General features: G+C 63.8%; 12 protein-coding genes. 9 read left to right on the top strand and 3 right to left on the bottom strand.

The genetic code is table 11. The features are described from left to right. From BDK88_RS07595 to BDK88_RS07565, 7 genes are all read left to right on the top strand, one after another. Window positions 1–1,509, top strand: a complete 1,509-nt coding sequence (locus BDK88_RS07595; protein WP_130499918.1) for a UbiD family decarboxylase — start codon at window positions 1–3, stop codon at window positions 1,507–1,509. A 2-nt stretch (window positions 1,510–1,511) separates the two neighbouring features. Then, entirely contained in the window at window positions 1,512–2,918 is a 1,407-nt protein-coding gene (locus tag BDK88_RS07590) for a UbiD family decarboxylase (protein WP_130499917.1), read from the top strand. A gap of 188 nt (window positions 2,919–3,106) precedes the next feature. Continuing rightward, window positions 3,107–4,789 carry an acyl-CoA synthetase gene (locus BDK88_RS07585; protein WP_130499916.1) on the top strand — a complete coding sequence of 561 codons (1,683 nt, stop codon included), beginning with the start codon at window positions 3,107–3,109 and terminating at the stop codon, window positions 4,787–4,789. A gap of 57 nt (window positions 4,790–4,846) precedes the next feature. Further along, window positions 4,847–6,013, top strand: a complete 1,167-nt coding sequence (locus BDK88_RS07580; RefSeq protein ID WP_130499915.1) for an acyl-CoA dehydrogenase family protein — start codon at window positions 4,847–4,849, stop codon at window positions 6,011–6,013. A 2-nt stretch (window positions 6,014–6,015) separates the two neighbouring features. After that, a complete protein-coding gene (locus tag BDK88_RS07575) occupies window positions 6,016–7,794 on the top strand; it encodes an acetyl-CoA carboxylase biotin carboxylase subunit (RefSeq protein ID WP_130499914.1) in 1,779 nt (592 codons plus the stop codon). 6 nt (window positions 7,795–7,800) lie between these two features. Next, window positions 7,801–9,537, top strand: a complete 1,737-nt coding sequence (locus tag BDK88_RS07570) for an acyl-CoA carboxylase subunit beta (RefSeq protein WP_130499913.1) — start codon at window positions 7,801–7,803, stop codon at window positions 9,535–9,537. A gap of 33 nt (window positions 9,538–9,570) precedes the next feature. After that, a complete protein-coding gene (locus BDK88_RS07565; protein WP_130499912.1) occupies window positions 9,571–10,032 on the top strand; it encodes a MaoC family dehydratase in 462 nt (153 codons plus the stop codon). A 29-nt stretch (window positions 10,033–10,061) separates the two neighbouring features. On the opposite strand, the gene BDK88_RS07560 is transcribed toward BDK88_RS07565, so the two are convergent. Continuing rightward, window positions 10,062–10,796, bottom strand: a complete 735-nt coding sequence (locus tag BDK88_RS07560; protein ID WP_130499911.1) for a class I SAM-dependent methyltransferase — start codon at window positions 10,794–10,796, stop codon at window positions 10,062–10,064. A gap of 98 nt (window positions 10,797–10,894) precedes the next feature. Here BDK88_RS07560 and BDK88_RS07555 point away from each other — a divergent pair, with 98 nt between their 5' ends. Further along, entirely contained in the window at window positions 10,895–12,949 is a 2,055-nt protein-coding gene (locus BDK88_RS07555; protein WP_130499910.1) for an AMP-binding protein, read from the top strand. Between the two features lie 98 nt (window positions 12,950–13,047). Here BDK88_RS07555 and BDK88_RS07550 read toward each other — a convergent pair whose 3' ends face one another. Beyond that, a complete protein-coding gene (locus BDK88_RS07550; RefSeq protein ID WP_130499909.1) occupies window positions 13,048–13,878 on the bottom strand; it encodes an HpcH/HpaI aldolase/citrate lyase family protein in 831 nt (276 codons plus the stop codon). Between the two features lie 903 nt (window positions 13,879–14,781). Here BDK88_RS07550 and BDK88_RS07545 point away from each other — a divergent pair. After that, window positions 14,782–15,534 carry an IclR family transcriptional regulator gene (locus BDK88_RS07545; protein WP_130499908.1) on the top strand — a complete coding sequence of 251 codons (753 nt, stop codon included), beginning with the start codon at window positions 14,782–14,784 and terminating at the stop codon, window positions 15,532–15,534. Between the two features lie 26 nt (window positions 15,535–15,560). Here the strand turns inward: BDK88_RS07545 and BDK88_RS07540 are convergent, their stop codons facing one another. Further along, a complete protein-coding gene (locus BDK88_RS07540) occupies window positions 15,561–16,544 on the bottom strand; it encodes an LLM class flavin-dependent oxidoreductase (protein ID WP_130499907.1) in 984 nt (327 codons plus the stop codon). Window positions 16,545–16,548 lie beyond the last annotated feature (4 nt).

The raw sequence follows: 16,548 nt of genomic DNA, 5'->3' as shown, positions 1-16,548 counted from the left end.
ATGGCAGCCGATTCGTTTCGCGACTATCTCCAGTTACTCGCCGACGACGACGCGCTCGTCTCGTTCGACGAGCCGGTATCGTGGGATCTCGAGGCGAGCGCGATCACGATGCTCGCCAACCGGACCGACGGCGAGGTACCGCTGTTCGGGTCGGTTGGGGCGACCGACGTCGACGCAGCGCTCGTCGGCGATCCATACCGCGGCCCACGGAGTCGACCGTGGGATCACCTCGCGCAGGCGTTCGGGCTGTCGGCCGGCCTGTCCGGGGCCGCATATTACGACGCAATTATCGACCGTCTTCGCTCGCCCTGCGAGCCCCGACTCCTCGAGCCCGAGCGCGCACCCTGCAAAGACGTCGTTCACACCGGCGCTGACGTCGACCTCCTGTCGTTTCCCTGGCCGTACGTGCATCGAAGCGACGGCGGGCGGTACTCGAATCTCCACACCATCGTCGCGCCGGACCCGGAGACGGAGTGGGGACGATGGTCGAGTCACCGGATGATGATCCACGACGATGCGCTCGCCAGCCTGCTGTTTCTGGCGGGCGAGCAAGTTCCGAATCGCTATTACTACGAGTACGAACCGCGCGGTGAGCCGATGCCGGTAGCGGCTGTCGTCGGAGCAGAGCCGGCCGTCCAGTGCAGTACCGAAATGTGGATTCCGACGGGCCGGAGCGAAGCCGCCTTCGCCGGCGGGCTGAAAGCCAGCCCTGTCGACCTCGTCCCGTGTGAGACGAACGACCTGTCCGTCCCGGCGACGGCGGAACTGGTTATCGAGGGCCACGTCCTCCCGAACGAACGCCTCGACGAGGGTCCCTTCGGCGACTATTTCGGCTACATGAACGGCCCGCGGCGGTCGATGCCCGTCTTCGCCGTCGACGCGATCACCCACCGAGCCAAGCCCCGAGTGCCGTTTTGTGTCGAAGGGACCGGCGTCGGCTACGGCCAGAACTCGAGCAGCACGCTCCAGACCGCCGCTGCCGGTCCCGATGCGACGCTTGGCCTGCAGGCAGCTGGCTTCGACGTCGACGCCGCTGTCCCGTGGCGGTTTACCTCCCGGACCGTCTGGGTGATCGCGACGGAACGGTCGTACCCCGGCATCCTCCACGAACTGGCGAACTTCGTCTTTACCACCTGGGGGATGCTGCATATCGATTTCTTCGTGTTCGTCGATTCGACGGTCGACGCACACGACCCACGGGCCGTCCTGACGGCGATCGCGCTGAACGCCGATCCGGACACGGACTTTCACCAGTTCGGCGTCGAGCGCATGCCGAAAGTCCCGCTTAACATCTACCAGACCCCCGACGAGAAAGGCAGCGCCGACGTCGGCACCTCGAGAGCCAAGACCGCGAAAGCCTACATCGACGCGACAAGTGATCGACCGCCGGAAGACGACGCCGAAACGGAGTCACTGCGCGCACGCGCACAGCAACTGCTCGTCGACGCGGGCGTCTCGCCGGAGCCGTTCGATCTCCTCGAGCAGCGCCAGTATGGAGGTGGTGACTGACTATGATCCCGTTCGCGCAGTACCTCCGTGGTCTGGACGGCGACGACGACCTGCTGACGCTCGCGGCCGACGAACTTGCCGACGTTCCACCCGACGTCGTCGCGGCCGAGGCGCTCCGTGCGAGCGGGCCGGCAATCCGATACAACCGGGTCGACGGCGTCGACCTCGCGAGTGGTTCGTTCAGCGGTCCCGACCGGATGCAGCGGCGGGATGCACAGCCGTGGTCGCGGCTGGCGCTTGGGCTTGGCTTGGAGTCCGACGGGTCGTTCGTCTCCGTGCTCGAGACGATCACGGGCCTCGGACCGGCCGGCGAGACGGACGGCCCGACGTACGACACGCAAGCGGCGTCGCGCACCGTCGACAGCGTGCAGGCGCTGGGCCTCCCACAGGGTGCTGACGACGTCTGGCCCGTGCTGACGCTGGGTATGGCGTCGATAGCGACGGCCGATGGCACGTACTGGGCACCGATCCACGGCTCCATCGTTGGCGACGAAACGCTCAGAGTGCGGACACCTGCCGCGCTGGCTGCCCTGCTCGACGGTAACGAGACGATCTCGATCGCCCTCGGCGTGCCACCTGCTGCTATTATGACCGCTTATCTCCTCGCCGTGACCGACCACGTCGCGGTACCGATCCAGGCTTGCGGTGTCGCCGACGACGTGCCGCTCGTCCCCACGAACGGCGGTCTCGTGCCGAGTGCGACTGAGGTCGTGATCGAGACGACGGTCGCCGACCACCAGCCCGACTTCCAGTCGGACCGGCGTGAAGCGTGGGAGTACTGTCTCGAGAGCACGCCGCTTGCACTGTCCGTCGAGCGGGTGATCGCGACCGACGAGCCGGTCGTGCCGTTTTCGCCCGTCGGCCGACCGCTGGCAGACGATCTGCAGTTGACGGGCGTGACGACGGCGGCGACGCTGTACCACCGCGTCAACAACTATTGGGGGATCTCGCCCGTCGAGTGGGTTCTCTTACCGGCCGAAGCCGAACTCGGGTTCTGTGTCGTCGCCACCGACGTCCTCTATGCCGGCTTCGAGTGGCAACTCGCGAACATCCTCTTTACGTTCTCGTCGCTGTTCGATACGGTCATTATCGTCGACGAAGACGTCGCACCGACGGATCTCGGCCGCGTCCTCGGTGACATCTGGGTGAAAGCCCATCCCTCGCGGGACTGGATCTTCAGCGACGCATCCGCGCCAGCGGCCCAACGGCCCCGGTACCGACAGGACGGACAGACCGGCTCCCGGTTGTACGTCAATGCGGCCTGGGATCCGCGCTGGGAGGACTCCTATATCGCGCCACGGGTTACGTTCGAAACGTCGTTTCCGCCGGCCGTTCGTGAGGCCGCACGGACAGCGTGGCGGACACGCTATGATGGCGACGCTGCTGGAGGCGACCATGACGAGCAGTGACTGACAGCACCACCCACACAAAACGAGTTAAACATGTCTGCTATTCAATAGTACGTAAACAGTAGTGTTTACGCAGGACAGTAGTCTGATGAAGCGAATCTATTCTGCGAACACATACAGTATTCGTCTGTTTTTGCTGCAGAATTTACCGGTGGCATTATATAGGGGAACGATATCCGGGTTGGTGTATGGTGTCCAGCCACAACCTCTCGGACTACGAGACTGAACGGGAGCAGTTCTCGTGGGACGATATCTATGCGGAGGCAGATTGGGATGCACCGGCGGAACTGAACATCGGGCACGAGGTCGCTGACCGGCATGCGACCGAGCGTGAGTCGGTCGCACTCTATCAGGTCGATACCGACGGCGAGCTGACGAAGCTAACGTTCTGGGAGTTAGCCGACCGCTCGAGTCAGTTTGCGAACGTCCTCGAGCAGTTGGGCGTCGAGCAGGGCGACCGCGTATTCTCGTATATGCCACGGATTCCGGAACACTATGTGGCGCTGGTCGGGACGCTCAAACGGGGTGCTGTCTGGGGAAGCGTTAACGAACGCTTCGGGCCGGACGGCATCTCTTACCGTCTCGACGACTGCGACGCGAAGGTTCTCGTGACGACAAGCGACAACCGCGAGACGGTTGCGAAGGCACTCGAGGACGCACCGACGGTCGAACACGTCATCACCGTCGATCGCGGCGGCGGCGCACCCGCCGACGACGTCGTGTTTAATACGGCACTCGACGGGGCGAGCACCGAGTACGACGCTGCCGCCACCGGCGGCGAAGACGACGCGTTGCTCTACTACACGTCGGGGACGACCGGGCTGGCGAAAGGCGTCCTCCACAAACAGCGCTGGGTCGCCGGCGTCGCGGCGACCCAGAAGTACGCCGTCGACCTCCAGCCCGGCGACCTTTACTGGAGTACGGGCGACCTGGGCTGGCTGACGGGCGCGATCAACACCCTCGGGGCCTGGTTCTGGGGGGCCTCGCTGTTCACCTACGAAGGCGAGTTCGACCCGGAGACGTGGGCCGAGTTGCTCGACGACTACCCGATCACCGTGTTGTTCTCGGTGCCGACAGCCTACCGGATGCTCCGCGAGAACGAGGACGTGCTCGCGGACGTCGACCTCGATCTGCGTCACGCGCTCTCGATCGGCGAGCCGCTGTCGGCAGGTGTCGTCGAGTGGGGCGAGGACGAACTCGGCGTCACCATCCTCGACACGTACGGCCAGACGGAGACGGGCAACATGATCATCAACAACTACCCGACGATGGAACTCCGACCCGGCTCGATGGGCAAGCCACTGCCGGGCATCGAGGCCGACATCGTCGACCCCGAGACGGGCGAAGTGCTCGAGCCCGGCGAGACCGGCGAGATCGCCGAACGCGGGGACTATCCCTGCTTCTTCGCCGAGTACTGGAACAAACCCGAAAAGACCGCCTCGTGTTTCATCGATGGCCCCGACGGCGAGTGGTACCTCTCGGGTGACCTCGCACACAAAGACGAGGACGGCTACTTCTGGTTCGAAGGGCGGGCCGACGACGTCATCCTCTCGTCGGGCTACCGCATCGGCCCCTTCGAGGTCGAGAGTTCGCTGGGTGAACACGACGCCGTCGCCGAGGCCGCCGTCGTGCCCAAACCACACACGGAGCGGGGCAACATCGTGAAAGCCTACATCGTGCCAAGCGAGAGCACGACGCCCTCCGAGGACCTCAAGGAGAACATCAAGACCCACGTCAAAGAGGAGCTATCGGCCCACGAGTACCCCCGCGAACTCGAGTTCCGCGACGACCTGCCGAAGACAGTCACCGGAAAGATCCGCCGAACTGAGCTGCAAGACGAGGCGGAAGACGAAGCCGAGGCGGCGACGTAACCTGCCGCTTCGGAGGACGAATTATTAGAGACGACCCCACATACGACATACTATAGCATGAATTTCGAGTCTACCCAAGAACGGTCGATGATCCGATCGACCGCGGAAGCGGTCGCAGCAGAATACGGACCGGAGTACTGGCGTGAGAAAGAGGAAAACGAGGAGTTTGCCCAGGGGTTCTGGGACGAGCTCGGCGAAGCCGGCTTCCACGGCCTGCTGGTTCCCGAGGAATACGGCGGTGCCAGTATGGGAATGCAGGATATGGGACTGGCCATGGAGACGCTCTGTGCCGAAGGCTGTGGCATGGCCGGCACCTGGTATCTGGTGCTCACCGCGGGTATGGCCGCCGTCGGCATCCGCGAGAACGGCACGGAGGCACAGAAAGAGAAATACCTCACCGACATCGCCACCGGCGAGCGAAACTTCTGCATCGGCATCACCGAACCAGAAGCGGGGACGAACACGCTGAACGTCGCCACGCGCGCGGAAAAAGATGGTGACGAGTACGTCCTCAACGGCCAGAAGGCCTGGATCACCTTCTCCGACCGGGCGGACAACATGATCCTCGTCACCCGTACGACGCCGCTCGAGGAGGTCGATCGAGGTACCGACGGCATCAGCCTGTTCATCGTCGACATGGACACCCCAGGCATCGACGTCTCGCCGATCTCCAAACACGGCATGAACTACTCGAAGTCCTGTGAGGTGTTCCTCGAGGACGTTCGCGTCCCCAAGGAGGATCTGCTCGGCGAGGAAGACGAGGGCTGGTGGGCGCTGGTCGACATGCTCAACCCCGAGCGCATCGGCTTCGCCGCGGCCGGAACGGGAATCGGCAAGCTCGCTGCGAACACGGCGATCGAGTACGCCAACGACCGCGAGGTGTTCGACGCGCCGATCGGGAGCCACCAGGCCGTCTCGTTCCCGATCACGAAGGCCTACGCGCGGATGGAGACGGCCGCGCTCATGCGCGAGAAGGCCGCCTGGCTCTACGATCAGGGTGAGGAGTGTGGCTACGAGACCAACGTCGCGAAGGCGACGGCCGTCGAGGCCGGCATCGAAGCGGTCAAACAGTCGATGCAGGCCTTCGGCGGCTGGGGCTACGCCACGGAGTACGACGTCGAGCGCTGGTGGCGCGAAATCAACCTCACGCGGCTGGCCCCGGTCTCCCAGCAGATGGCGTACAACCATATCGGCCAGCAGCTTGGCTTCCCGAAATCCTACTGACAATGTTCGAGAAAGTTCTCGTTGCGAACCGCGGCGAAATCGCGGTCCGTGTGATGGCAGCGTGTGAAGAACTGGACTGTGAGACGGTTGCCGTCTACAGCGACGCCGATCGCAACGGCGGTCACGTCGACTACGCCGACGAGGCGTACAACGTCGGCCCCGCACCGGCCAGCGAGTCGTACCTCGACCAGGCGGAGATCATCGATGTCGCCCAACGAGCGGGCGCGGACGCGATCCATCCCGGCTATGGCTTCCTCGCCGAAAACGCCGACTTCGCCCGCCGCGTCGAGGAGACAGACGAGATTACGTGGGTCGGCCCGCCGAGCGACGCCATGGAGACGCTCGGCGAAAAGACGAAAGCCCGAACCGTCATGCAGGACGCCGGCGTCCCGGTCGTTCCCGGGACGACCGAACCGGTCGACGACGCCGACGAAGTACGAGCACTCGGCGAGGAGTTCGGCTATCCCATCGCCATCAAGGCCGAAGGCGGCGGTGGCGGCCGCGGCATGAAGATCGTCCGCAGCGAGGCCGAGGTCGACGACGCCCTCGAGAGCGCCAAACGCGAGGGCGAGGCTTACTTCGGGAACGACTCGGTCTACGTCGAGAAGTATCTCGAGGCACCCAAACACATCGAGGTGCAAGTGCTCGCGGACCAGCACGGAAATGTCCGCCATCTCGGCGAGCGCGACTGCTCGCTGCAGCGTCGCCACCAGAAGGTCGTCGAGGAAGCCCCGAGCCCGGCGCTCGACGACGACCTGCGCGCCGAAATCGGCGAGGCCGCTCGACATGGCGTCCGCGAGGCCGGATATACGAACGCTGGGACCGTCGAGTTCCTCGTCGAAAATGGACAGTTCTACTTCATGGAGGTGAACACCCGCATCCAGGTCGAACACACCGTCAGCGAGGAAGTGACCGGGATCGACATCGTCCGGTGGCAGCTGCGGGTCGCCGCCGGCGAGGACCTCGCATTTTCCCAGGACGACGTCGAAATCGACGGCCACGCGGTCGAGTACCGCATCAACGCCGAAAACCCGGCCGCCGACTTCGCGCCCACGCCCGGGCAGCTGACGACCTACCGGCCGCCGACGAGCATCGGGGTTCGCCTCGACCACGCCGTCGCACAGGGCGACGAGATCGGCGGCGACTACGACTCGATGATCGGGAAACTGATCGTCAGCGGCGAGGACCGCGCCCACTGTCTCGAGCGCTCGAAGCGCGCGCTCGAGCACTTCGACGTCGCGGGCGTCCACACGACGATCCCGTTCCATCGGCTGATGCTCGACGACGATGTCTTCGTCGCCGGCGACCACACCACGAAGTACCTCGATCGGGAACTCGAGGATGACGCGCTCGAGTCCGCCGTCGATCGCTGGGGGCCAGCGGAGGCGGCCGGCGGCGACGGGACGGAGTCGACGACCGCCGAGGTCGCCGTCGAGGTCGACGGCAAGCGATTCGACGTCGTCATCGAAGACGCGAGCGCACGGATGACGGCCGAGTCAGCCGGCACCAGCGGCGGTTCCGGTGGGTCCGGCGGGTCTGGCGGCGGATCCACGGCCGAGGTCGCCACCGCCGACGCCATCACCGCCGAAATGCAGGGAACCATCCTCTCGGTCGCGGTCGAGGAAGGCGACGAGGTCGCTGCTGGTGACGTGGTCTGCGTGCTCGAGGCAATGAAGATGGAAAACGACGTGGTCGCCGCCAGTGGCGGGACGGTCGAGTCAGTCCCGATCGCGGCGGGCGACTCCGTCGACATGGGCGATACTCTCGTCCGACTGGAGTGATCACCGATGCGAATCAAGATTGCAGACGACACGACCGAAACGGAGGCACGGGCGATCGCCGAAGCCATGGCGTCACAGTACCGGGAAGACGTCACCGTCGTCACCGACGGCGGCGACGAGATCAGCAGTGCGTCCTACGACGGCGACAGCGACGCCGGTGCGACGGCGGCGGGCGAACCCGAGGCCCAGCCGGACGCTGATCTCGGGCCAACAGAGCGCGAGGAACTGCTGCTCGAGGAGATCGACGAGATTCTCGAAGGCGGCCCGGAAAAGTACAAAGAACAACTGCCCGAGGAGGGCAAACTGTTCGTCCGCGACCGGATCGATCTCTGGTTCGGCGATGACTTCCTCTTCGAGGACGGCCGGTTCGCGGAGTTCGACGACGACGACCAGCTGCCGGCCGACGGCCTGATCACGGGCGCGGCCGAGTTCGAGGGTCGGGACGTCCACTTCATGGCCAACGACTACACGGTCAAACGCGGCAGTATGGCCGCGAAGGGCGTCGAGAAGTTCCTGCGGATGCAACAGCGCGCGCTGAAGACGGGCAAGCCAGTGTTGTATCTGATGGATTCGTCGGGTGGCCGGATCGACCAGCAGACCGGCTTCTTCGCGAACCGCGAGGGCATTGGGAAGTACTACTACAACCACTCGATGCTCTCCGGGCGCGTCCCGCAGATCTGCGTCCTCTATGGCCCCTGTATCGCCGGCGCGGCCTACACCCCAGTGTTCGCGGACTTCACGGTCATGGTCCGGGACATGTCGGCGATGGCCATCGCCAGTCCACGCATGGTCGAGATGGTTACTGGCGAACAGATCGATCTGCAAGAACTCGGTGGCCCGGACGTCCACGCCCAATACTCGGGGAGTGCGGACCTCGTCGCCGACGACGAGGAACACGCCCGGGAGCTGGTCGCCCAGCTCATTAGCTACCTGCCGAACAACGCGGACGAGAAACCGCCCCACACCGACGGACAGGCACCTGCCGCCTCACCCGAGGGGATCGACGCCATCGTGCCCCAGGAGCCCAACAAGGGCTACGACATGTTCGACGTCATCGATCGGATCGTCGACGCCGGCTCGACGCTCGAGCTCCGTCCGGAGTTCGGCAAGGAGATCATCACTGCCTTCGCTCGAATCGATGGCCGTCCGGTCGGCATCGTCGCCAACCAGCCCGCCCACCGCGCGGGCGCGATCTTCCCGGACGCCGCCGAGAAGGCAGCCCAGTTCATCTGGACCTGTGACGCCTACGACGTTCCCCTGCTGTACCTCTGTGACACCCCCGGCTTCATGGCCGGCTCGCAGGTCGAGAAAGACGGCATCTTAGAGCAGGGCAAGAAGATGATCTACGCCACCTCCTCGGCGACGGTGCCCAAACAGTCGGTCGTCGTCCGGAAGGCCTACGGTGCGGGCATCTACGCGATGTCCGGCCCTGCCTACGACCCCGAGAGCGTCATCGGGTTGCCCTCGGGCGAGATCGCTATCATGGGGCCCGAAGCGGCGATCAACGCCGTCTACGCGCGCAAACTCGCCGAGATCGACGACCCGGACGAGCGCGAGCGCAAAGAACAGGAACTCCGCGAGGAGTACCGCGAAGACATCGACATCCACCGGATGGCGAGCGAAGTCGTCATCGACGAGATCGTCCCGCCGAGCAGTTTGCGGGAGGAACTCACGAACCGCTTTGCGTTCTACGAGGACATCGACAAGGACCTGCCCGACAAGAAACACGGGACGATCCTCTGATCGCCCGGTAATCGTTCACTACCTGATTCAACCATGACAGGACGCTACTACGAGGACTTCGAGGTCGGCGAGACCATCGAACACGAGAAGCGACGGACGATCAGCGAAGCCGACAACCAGCAGTTCTGTGATATGACGATGAACCAACAGCCCCTGCATCTCGACGCCGCGTTCGCCGCGGAGACGCAGTTCGATGGGCGGCTGGTCAACGGGCTCTACACGATGAGCCTGGCCGTCGGGCTCACGATCCCCGACACCACCGACGGGACGATCGTCGCGAACCTCTCGTACGACAACGTCGAGCACCCGACCCCGGTCTATCACGGAGACACGATCCGGGTCCAGTCGACAGTCACCGACAAACACGAGACCAGCGACGGCGAGCGCGGGATCGTCACCATGCACGTCGAAGTGTTCAAAGTGAATGAGGAGGAGCCGCTGGTCTGTGAATTCGACCGGACGGCACTCTCACTGAAACGCGAACACGCAACGTAACGATGCCAGCCGATCGTGGTCGAACCGAGTCACCTCCAGCCCGACTCTGCGACGCCGACGATCCATCGCCACCGCTGTTCGACGGTGCCCTCGAGGCCCGCGAGCAACTCTCGGGCCTTCGCGACGCGCTCGTCGGCGGCGAGTCGCGGATAGAGCCGTGCCGCCATCGCCGGAATCGCGTGGAAACGTCGCACGTTCTCGGCCGTCGTCGCGAACCGCCAGGTGCCCGTGGCGACGGTAAACGCGTCGGCAAGCGCCGCCTCGACGTCGTCGGCACCCGTCGGCGAGCGCGAGTCGCGCTCGAGGTCGGCGAAGACGTCCGTCCCGTCGGCATCGACCCAGCCAAGCGGTGCGACAGCACCGACGACTCCACCCGGCCGCAGGACGCGGGCGGCCTCCTGTGCCGCGACCGCCGGCTCGGGAACGAGAAAAAGCGATGCGGTAAACGCGACGCCGTCGAACGCGCCGTCGACGAAGGGCAGGTGATCGAAATCGCCCTCGACACGGGGTGCACCCTCGAGTTCGCACAGCATCTCGCGGCTGATGTCCAGTGCGACCGTTCGTCGCGCCCGCTCGGCGAAGACGCGCGTGCTCGCGCCCGTGCCGGCACCGGCGTCGAGGACGGTGTCGAACGGCTCGTCGGCTCGCGCCGACAGTTCGGCGGCCAGCAGTCTGGCGAGCGCGGTAAACCGGCCGGTTCGCTGCTCGTAGGCGTCGTAGGCGGAGACGCTGTCGTCGAAATTCGTCCGGACGATAGCCTTCATACGGCCGACCACGGACGGCGATGGAATATGCGTTCTCATCACACGACCGTCCGAGAGACGTATCGCCCGCTAACCACCCATCGCGAGCGACCCCACGAATGACAGAGACACCAGCGACCGACGAAATCGCACACGAACCGAGTCAAGAGTTCGTCGAATCGACGAACGTCTGGCAGTTCATGCAGGAGTACGGCATCGACGACTACGACGCGCTTATCGAGCGCACGACCACCGAACTCGACGACGTCCCGGATTCGGGTGTCGACTGGTTCTGGGACGAACTGGTCGACTACCTCGGCCTCGAGTTTTACGAGGACTACGACGAGGTACGAGACGATAGCGAGGCGCGAAGCGCCTCGGAAGGCGCGAGCGGTGAAACCGCGAGCCGCGGGGGACCGCAGTTCACCGACTGGTACCCCGGCGGCGAGCTCAACATCGCCCACAACACCGTCGACCGCCACGCAGGAGTCGACAGCGAGACGCGGAACACGGTCGCCTGCCTCTGGGAGGGCGAAGATGGCGAGGTACGAGAGATTACGTATCACGATCTTCACCGGCAGGCCAATCAGGTGGCCAACGCGCTCGAGGAACGCGGCATCGAGACTGGCGATACCGTGGGGCTCTACATGCCGATGGTGCCCGAAGTCATCGCGATCCTCTATGGCTGTTTCAAGGTCGGCGCGATCGCAGTCCCGATCTTCTCGGGTTTTGGCGTCGATGCGACGGCGACCCGGATCGCGGACGCGGAATGTTCGGTCCTGTTTACCGGCGATGGCTTCCAGCGCCGCGGCAGCGACGTCCTCCTCAAAGCAAGTGCCGACGAGGCCATCGACGAGGCCGGCCACGTCGAGCACACCATCGTCTACGACCGGCTGGGCCACGTCGGTACCGACGAGATTCCCTGGGTCGACGACCGGGACGAGCGCTGGACCGACGCCGTCGCCTCGCAGGACGACACGTACGAGACGAAATCGCTCGCCTCGAGTCAGGAGTCGATGCTGCTGTACTCGTCGGGGACGACGGGGAAACCGAAGGGGATCGTCCACACCCACGCCGGCGCGCTCGTCCAGCCGGCCAAGGAACTGCACTTCGGGTTCGACCTCAAACCGGCCGATCGGTTCTTCTGGGTCTCCGATATCGGCTGGATGATGGGACCGTGGACGCTGATCGGCACGCATGCCTTCGGCGGGACCGTCGTCATGTACGAGGGCGCACCCGACTACCCCGAGCCGGATCGGTTCTGGGAACTGATCGACCGCCACGGGGTCACGCAGTTCGGTATCTCGCCGACCGCGATCCGAGCGCTGCGCAAGCATGGGGACGAATGGCTCGAGGGCCACGACCTCTCCTCGCTCCGAATCCTGGGGTCGACGGGCGAACCGTGGGACCCCGAATCCTGGCAGTGGTTCTACGAGCACGTCGGCAGCAGCGAGACCCCGATCATCAACATCTCCGGCGGCACCGAGATCATGGGGTGTTTTCTCATGCCGATGCCGACTCAACCGCTAAAACCCTGTACGCTCGGCGGTCCGGGGTTAGGAATGGACATCGATATCGTCGATCGCGACGGCAATTCCGTCAGGGAAGATCACGACCGCGGCTACCTCGTCGCGCGTGACTCCTGTCCCTCGATGACGAAATCGCTCTGGTCGGGCGACGAACGCTATCTCGAGGAGTACTGGTCGACGTTCGAGGACCCGCCGCTGTGGGACCACGGCGACTGGGCCCAGAAAGACGAGGGCGGCTTCTGGTTCCTCCACGGTCGCGCCGACGACGCACTGAACGTCGCAGGCCGAAAAGTCGGCCCCGCCGAAGTCGAAGGCGCACTGATCGACCACGAGGCCGTCAATCAGGCCGCCGCCATCGGCGCGCCCGACGAGACGACTGGCACCGCCGTCGTCACCTACGTCATCCTCGAGAACGGATACACGGAGACCGACGAGTTACGCGACGAACTGCGCGCACAGGTCGGCGCAGAACTCGGGAAACCGTTCCGTCCGCGTGAGGTGTTGTTCGTCGACGAGTTCCCCAAAACGCAGTCGGGCAAGATCATCCGTCGGGCGGTCGAAGCGACCTACACCGGCGAGGATCTCGGTGACATGAGTAGTATCGAAAATCCGGAGGCGCTCGAGGAGATCGAGCAGGCGCGATAAGCGCTCCGGAACCGTCTCATACGGGCTCCTGTCAGTCAGTGCCGGTCCAACCGCGATCTGTCTTGGGTCGTACCAGGAATCTCGTGACAGCAGCCGTATCAGTTGTCAGCCTCGTCAGCACGCTCGAGGATGCGTTCTGCCTGCGCGATGAGTGGTGCATCGATCATCTCACCGTCGACTTCGAATACACCCGTTTCCGACCGATCACGGGCGGCGAGAACGCGTTCTGCCCACTCGATATCGTCGTCGCTTGGCGTGAACGCGTCGTTGATCACCGGCACTTGATCCGGATGGATCGCCATTTTGCCGTCGTAACCGAGTTGTCTAGCGAACGCGGTTTCCTCACGGAGGCCATCCGTATCCCCGTAGTCGGTGTAGACGATATCGATCGCGTCGATGCCAGCGGCGCTGGCCGCGATCACCGTTCGCTCGCGTGCGTACAACACTTCTGTCCCCTCGCTCGTACGCGTCGCACCGATATCGGCTGCAAGGTCTTCAGCTCCGAACAGGAGCGCGTCGGTCGCGTCGACCGTGGCGATTTCGTCGGCCCGAAGGACGCCCGCCGCGGATTCGATCAGCGCTAACACTGGACAGGACCCGCCGGCTTCCGCAAGTCGCGCCTGTACCCGCTGGATGTCCGTCGCGTCTTCCGTTTTCGGCACCATGATGCTGTCCGGGCGTGGCCCCTCGAGAATCGCCTCGAGGTCTGTCATCGCTCCAAGGCCGATCGGATTCACGCGAACAGCGACCTCACAGTCCGATTCGAGGTCAGCGAGGACCTCGCGAACGGCCTCGCGTGCGTCGCTTTTATCGCCTGGCGCGACGGCATCCTCGAGGTCGAACACGACGACATCCGCGTCGCCCATCGCTGCCTTCCGCATGAGGTCGGGCTTATCACCGGGTGAGAACAAGATACTTCGTCGAACCATACCACGGATGAGTATATCATACGACTAAATCGTATGGGTTCACAGACAGGTGAAGCAACGAGCGCGGTCGAACGTGAGCGCATCGCTGTCGGGAAAGAGCGACGAGTAGTGAGAAATGTAATATATTATAACTGGTATTTAACCAGTAGTGTTTAGATAGCAGAAGTATTCTACATGTGAAATTACGTTCAGTTTTTCGGAGCGTGCAGCACGTGGCGTCTCCGTAAACGAGGAAGAGAAGCCTGAAAATCTCCCGTTCTCTGGCGGTATTAAGAGTTGAACGAGATCCATGTCTGTGTCCATCTCCATATGATCTATTCGAGAGTACACTAGTATCGAATATCATCTAGTTCTGAGTAGAATAGTAATATGACAAGATATATTAGCTATTTCAAAATCCGTCTATCGATGTGTGTCGAATGACATTCGCGATTATTGTGGAGCGGTTCGTGTGAATCGGCCACTGTCAGTCTTCAGCCTATCAATTACAATCATAGGATTGTAAGCCTGCGAACAACACGGTCGGACGATCATCGATAACTGACCGGTCCGACACGGGGACACGACCATCTCCGGCTGGCATCTGCTTTCGGCGGAGCCGAATGTGGGCATTTCAACGGAGACAACGCTCGAGCGACGTAGTTTCCACGAATAGCCGGCGACACTGGGTGAAACGCGTTTCATCACACTCGAAACGCAACGCGGCGCTCGTTCGGCAAGCGCGTCGTGACGACAGCGTGGATAGCGGCTGATGAATCCGACAGTGCGCGATCGCGGCGCCGTTGCACTGACACTGCCGACCGAGTTCGGTCCGCGCTCCCGTTCGCGATCGGCACAAAGCACCCGAAATTTCATTCGGGAGAGCCGAAACGCTTCTATGGGACCGGTCGAATGCACCGTGTAATGACGGGCGCGTCAAACCGATCGGTCGAACGGGCGTTCAGGATCGTCGATGAACTCGCGGAAAACGGCGGTGGACGGGTCTCAGAACTCGCAGACCGCCTCGAGATGCCCGTCAGCACCGTCCATAACTACCTGCAGGCGCTCGTCGAGACGGGCTACGTCACGGTTGAGGACAAGGAGTATTCGACGACGACCCGGTTTCTCGAGGTGGGCCACCGACAGCGCCACCGGCTGGAAGTGTTTCAAGCCGTCAGCGACGAACTGCAGGATATCGCGGCGGAGACCGGCGAACACGTGACGCTGATGGTCGAGGAGAACGACCAATGTGTGATCGCCGCGGTCCAGGAAGGCCCTGACGCCGTCAATCTGTTCGCGTATCCCGGTGCGCGTATGCCGCTTCACGCGGCGGCTCCCGGAAAAGCCATTCTGGCACACATGCCCGACGACCGCGTTCAGGAGATCATCGACCGGCAGGGGCTCATCGAGATGACGAATCAGACGATCACGGACCCTGACGTGCTTTTCGACCAACTCGAGGAGATCCGCGAACAGGGGTACGCCATCGACGAGGGCGAACGGATCGCGGGGATGGTCTGTATCTCCGCACCAGTGCTGGACAAAAGCGACGAGATTCGCGGGGCGATCTGTGTCTGTGGCCCTCAGAGTCGCATCGACGAGGCGCGACGCGCAGAGATCGCCGACATCGTCAAGCGGTCGGCGAACGTGACGCAGGTTAACTTAGATTACGTCTAACCCGATTCCGATCGCTAGAACAGTGATTAGTCGCCTGCGACCGGTGCCAGCGCCTCGATCGTGTCTTCGGCAACGTCGTCGGCAGCCTGCTCCGGAATCGTCACGAGCGGCCGGTCGACGATCGTCTCGGTGACCAGCTTGCGGAGCCGCTGGCGGGCCTCGGACGGCGTTCCGGCGACGCCGAGATCGTCGACCATCTCGTCCGAGACAAGCGCCGTCGCGTCGGCACGATCGCCCGCCTGCCAGGCCTCGGCGACGCGCTCGACCTGCTCGGGGAACGCGGTGGCGATCGCGTTCCGGTACCCCTCGGCGCTGCCCGCGTAGTAGGCGATGTGGCCGCGAACGGCGTCGTAGGCTTCGTCGGAATCTTCGCTGACAGCCGATGGGACGTACGGGGCGATCGTGATCTCTTCGGGGTCGCGACCGCGTTCTCGAGCGCTCGTTTCGACGACCTCGAACGCCTCGTCGAGTTGGGAAAAGGGAATGTTGTGTGGGAGCCAGCCGTCACAGAGACGACCGACGACACGGCGGTTCGCCGGCCCGAGCGCCGCGTGATAGACGGGAACGTCCCGATCCAGCGGCGGGACGCCCGAGACGCTGACGAGTTCGCCGTCGTAGTCGACCGGTTCGTCGTCGGTCAAGATCCGCTGAATGATCTCGATGGTCTCGTGGGACCGCCGAACCGGGCGCTCGAACGACTGTCCGTGGATGTTCTCGACGGCGGTGGGCGTGCTCGTGCCGACGCCGAGGACCGCACGGCCGTCGGCGACTTGGTCGAGCGTCGCGGCAGTCATCGCGAGGACGGCGGGTGTCCGCGAGAACACGTTGACGATGGCGGTGCCGAGTTCAACCTCGTCGGTCAGCGCGGCGATTTCGCTGAGTTTCACGACCGAACTCGAGCCCCAGAGCTCGCCCATCCAGACGGAGTCATACCCCTGTGCTTCGGCGCTGATCGCGAGGTCGGTCGGGTCGTGTGAGCCAGTCCGCGGGATGACTACTCCGAGATGCATATCC

This window comes from Natrinema hispanicum (assembly GCF_004217335.1).
In the GTDB taxonomy this organism is placed as follows: Archaea; Halobacteriota; Halobacteria; order Halobacteriales; family Natrialbaceae; genus Natrinema; species Natrinema hispanicum.
This window is presented reverse-complemented; position numbering and strand designations above follow the sequence as displayed.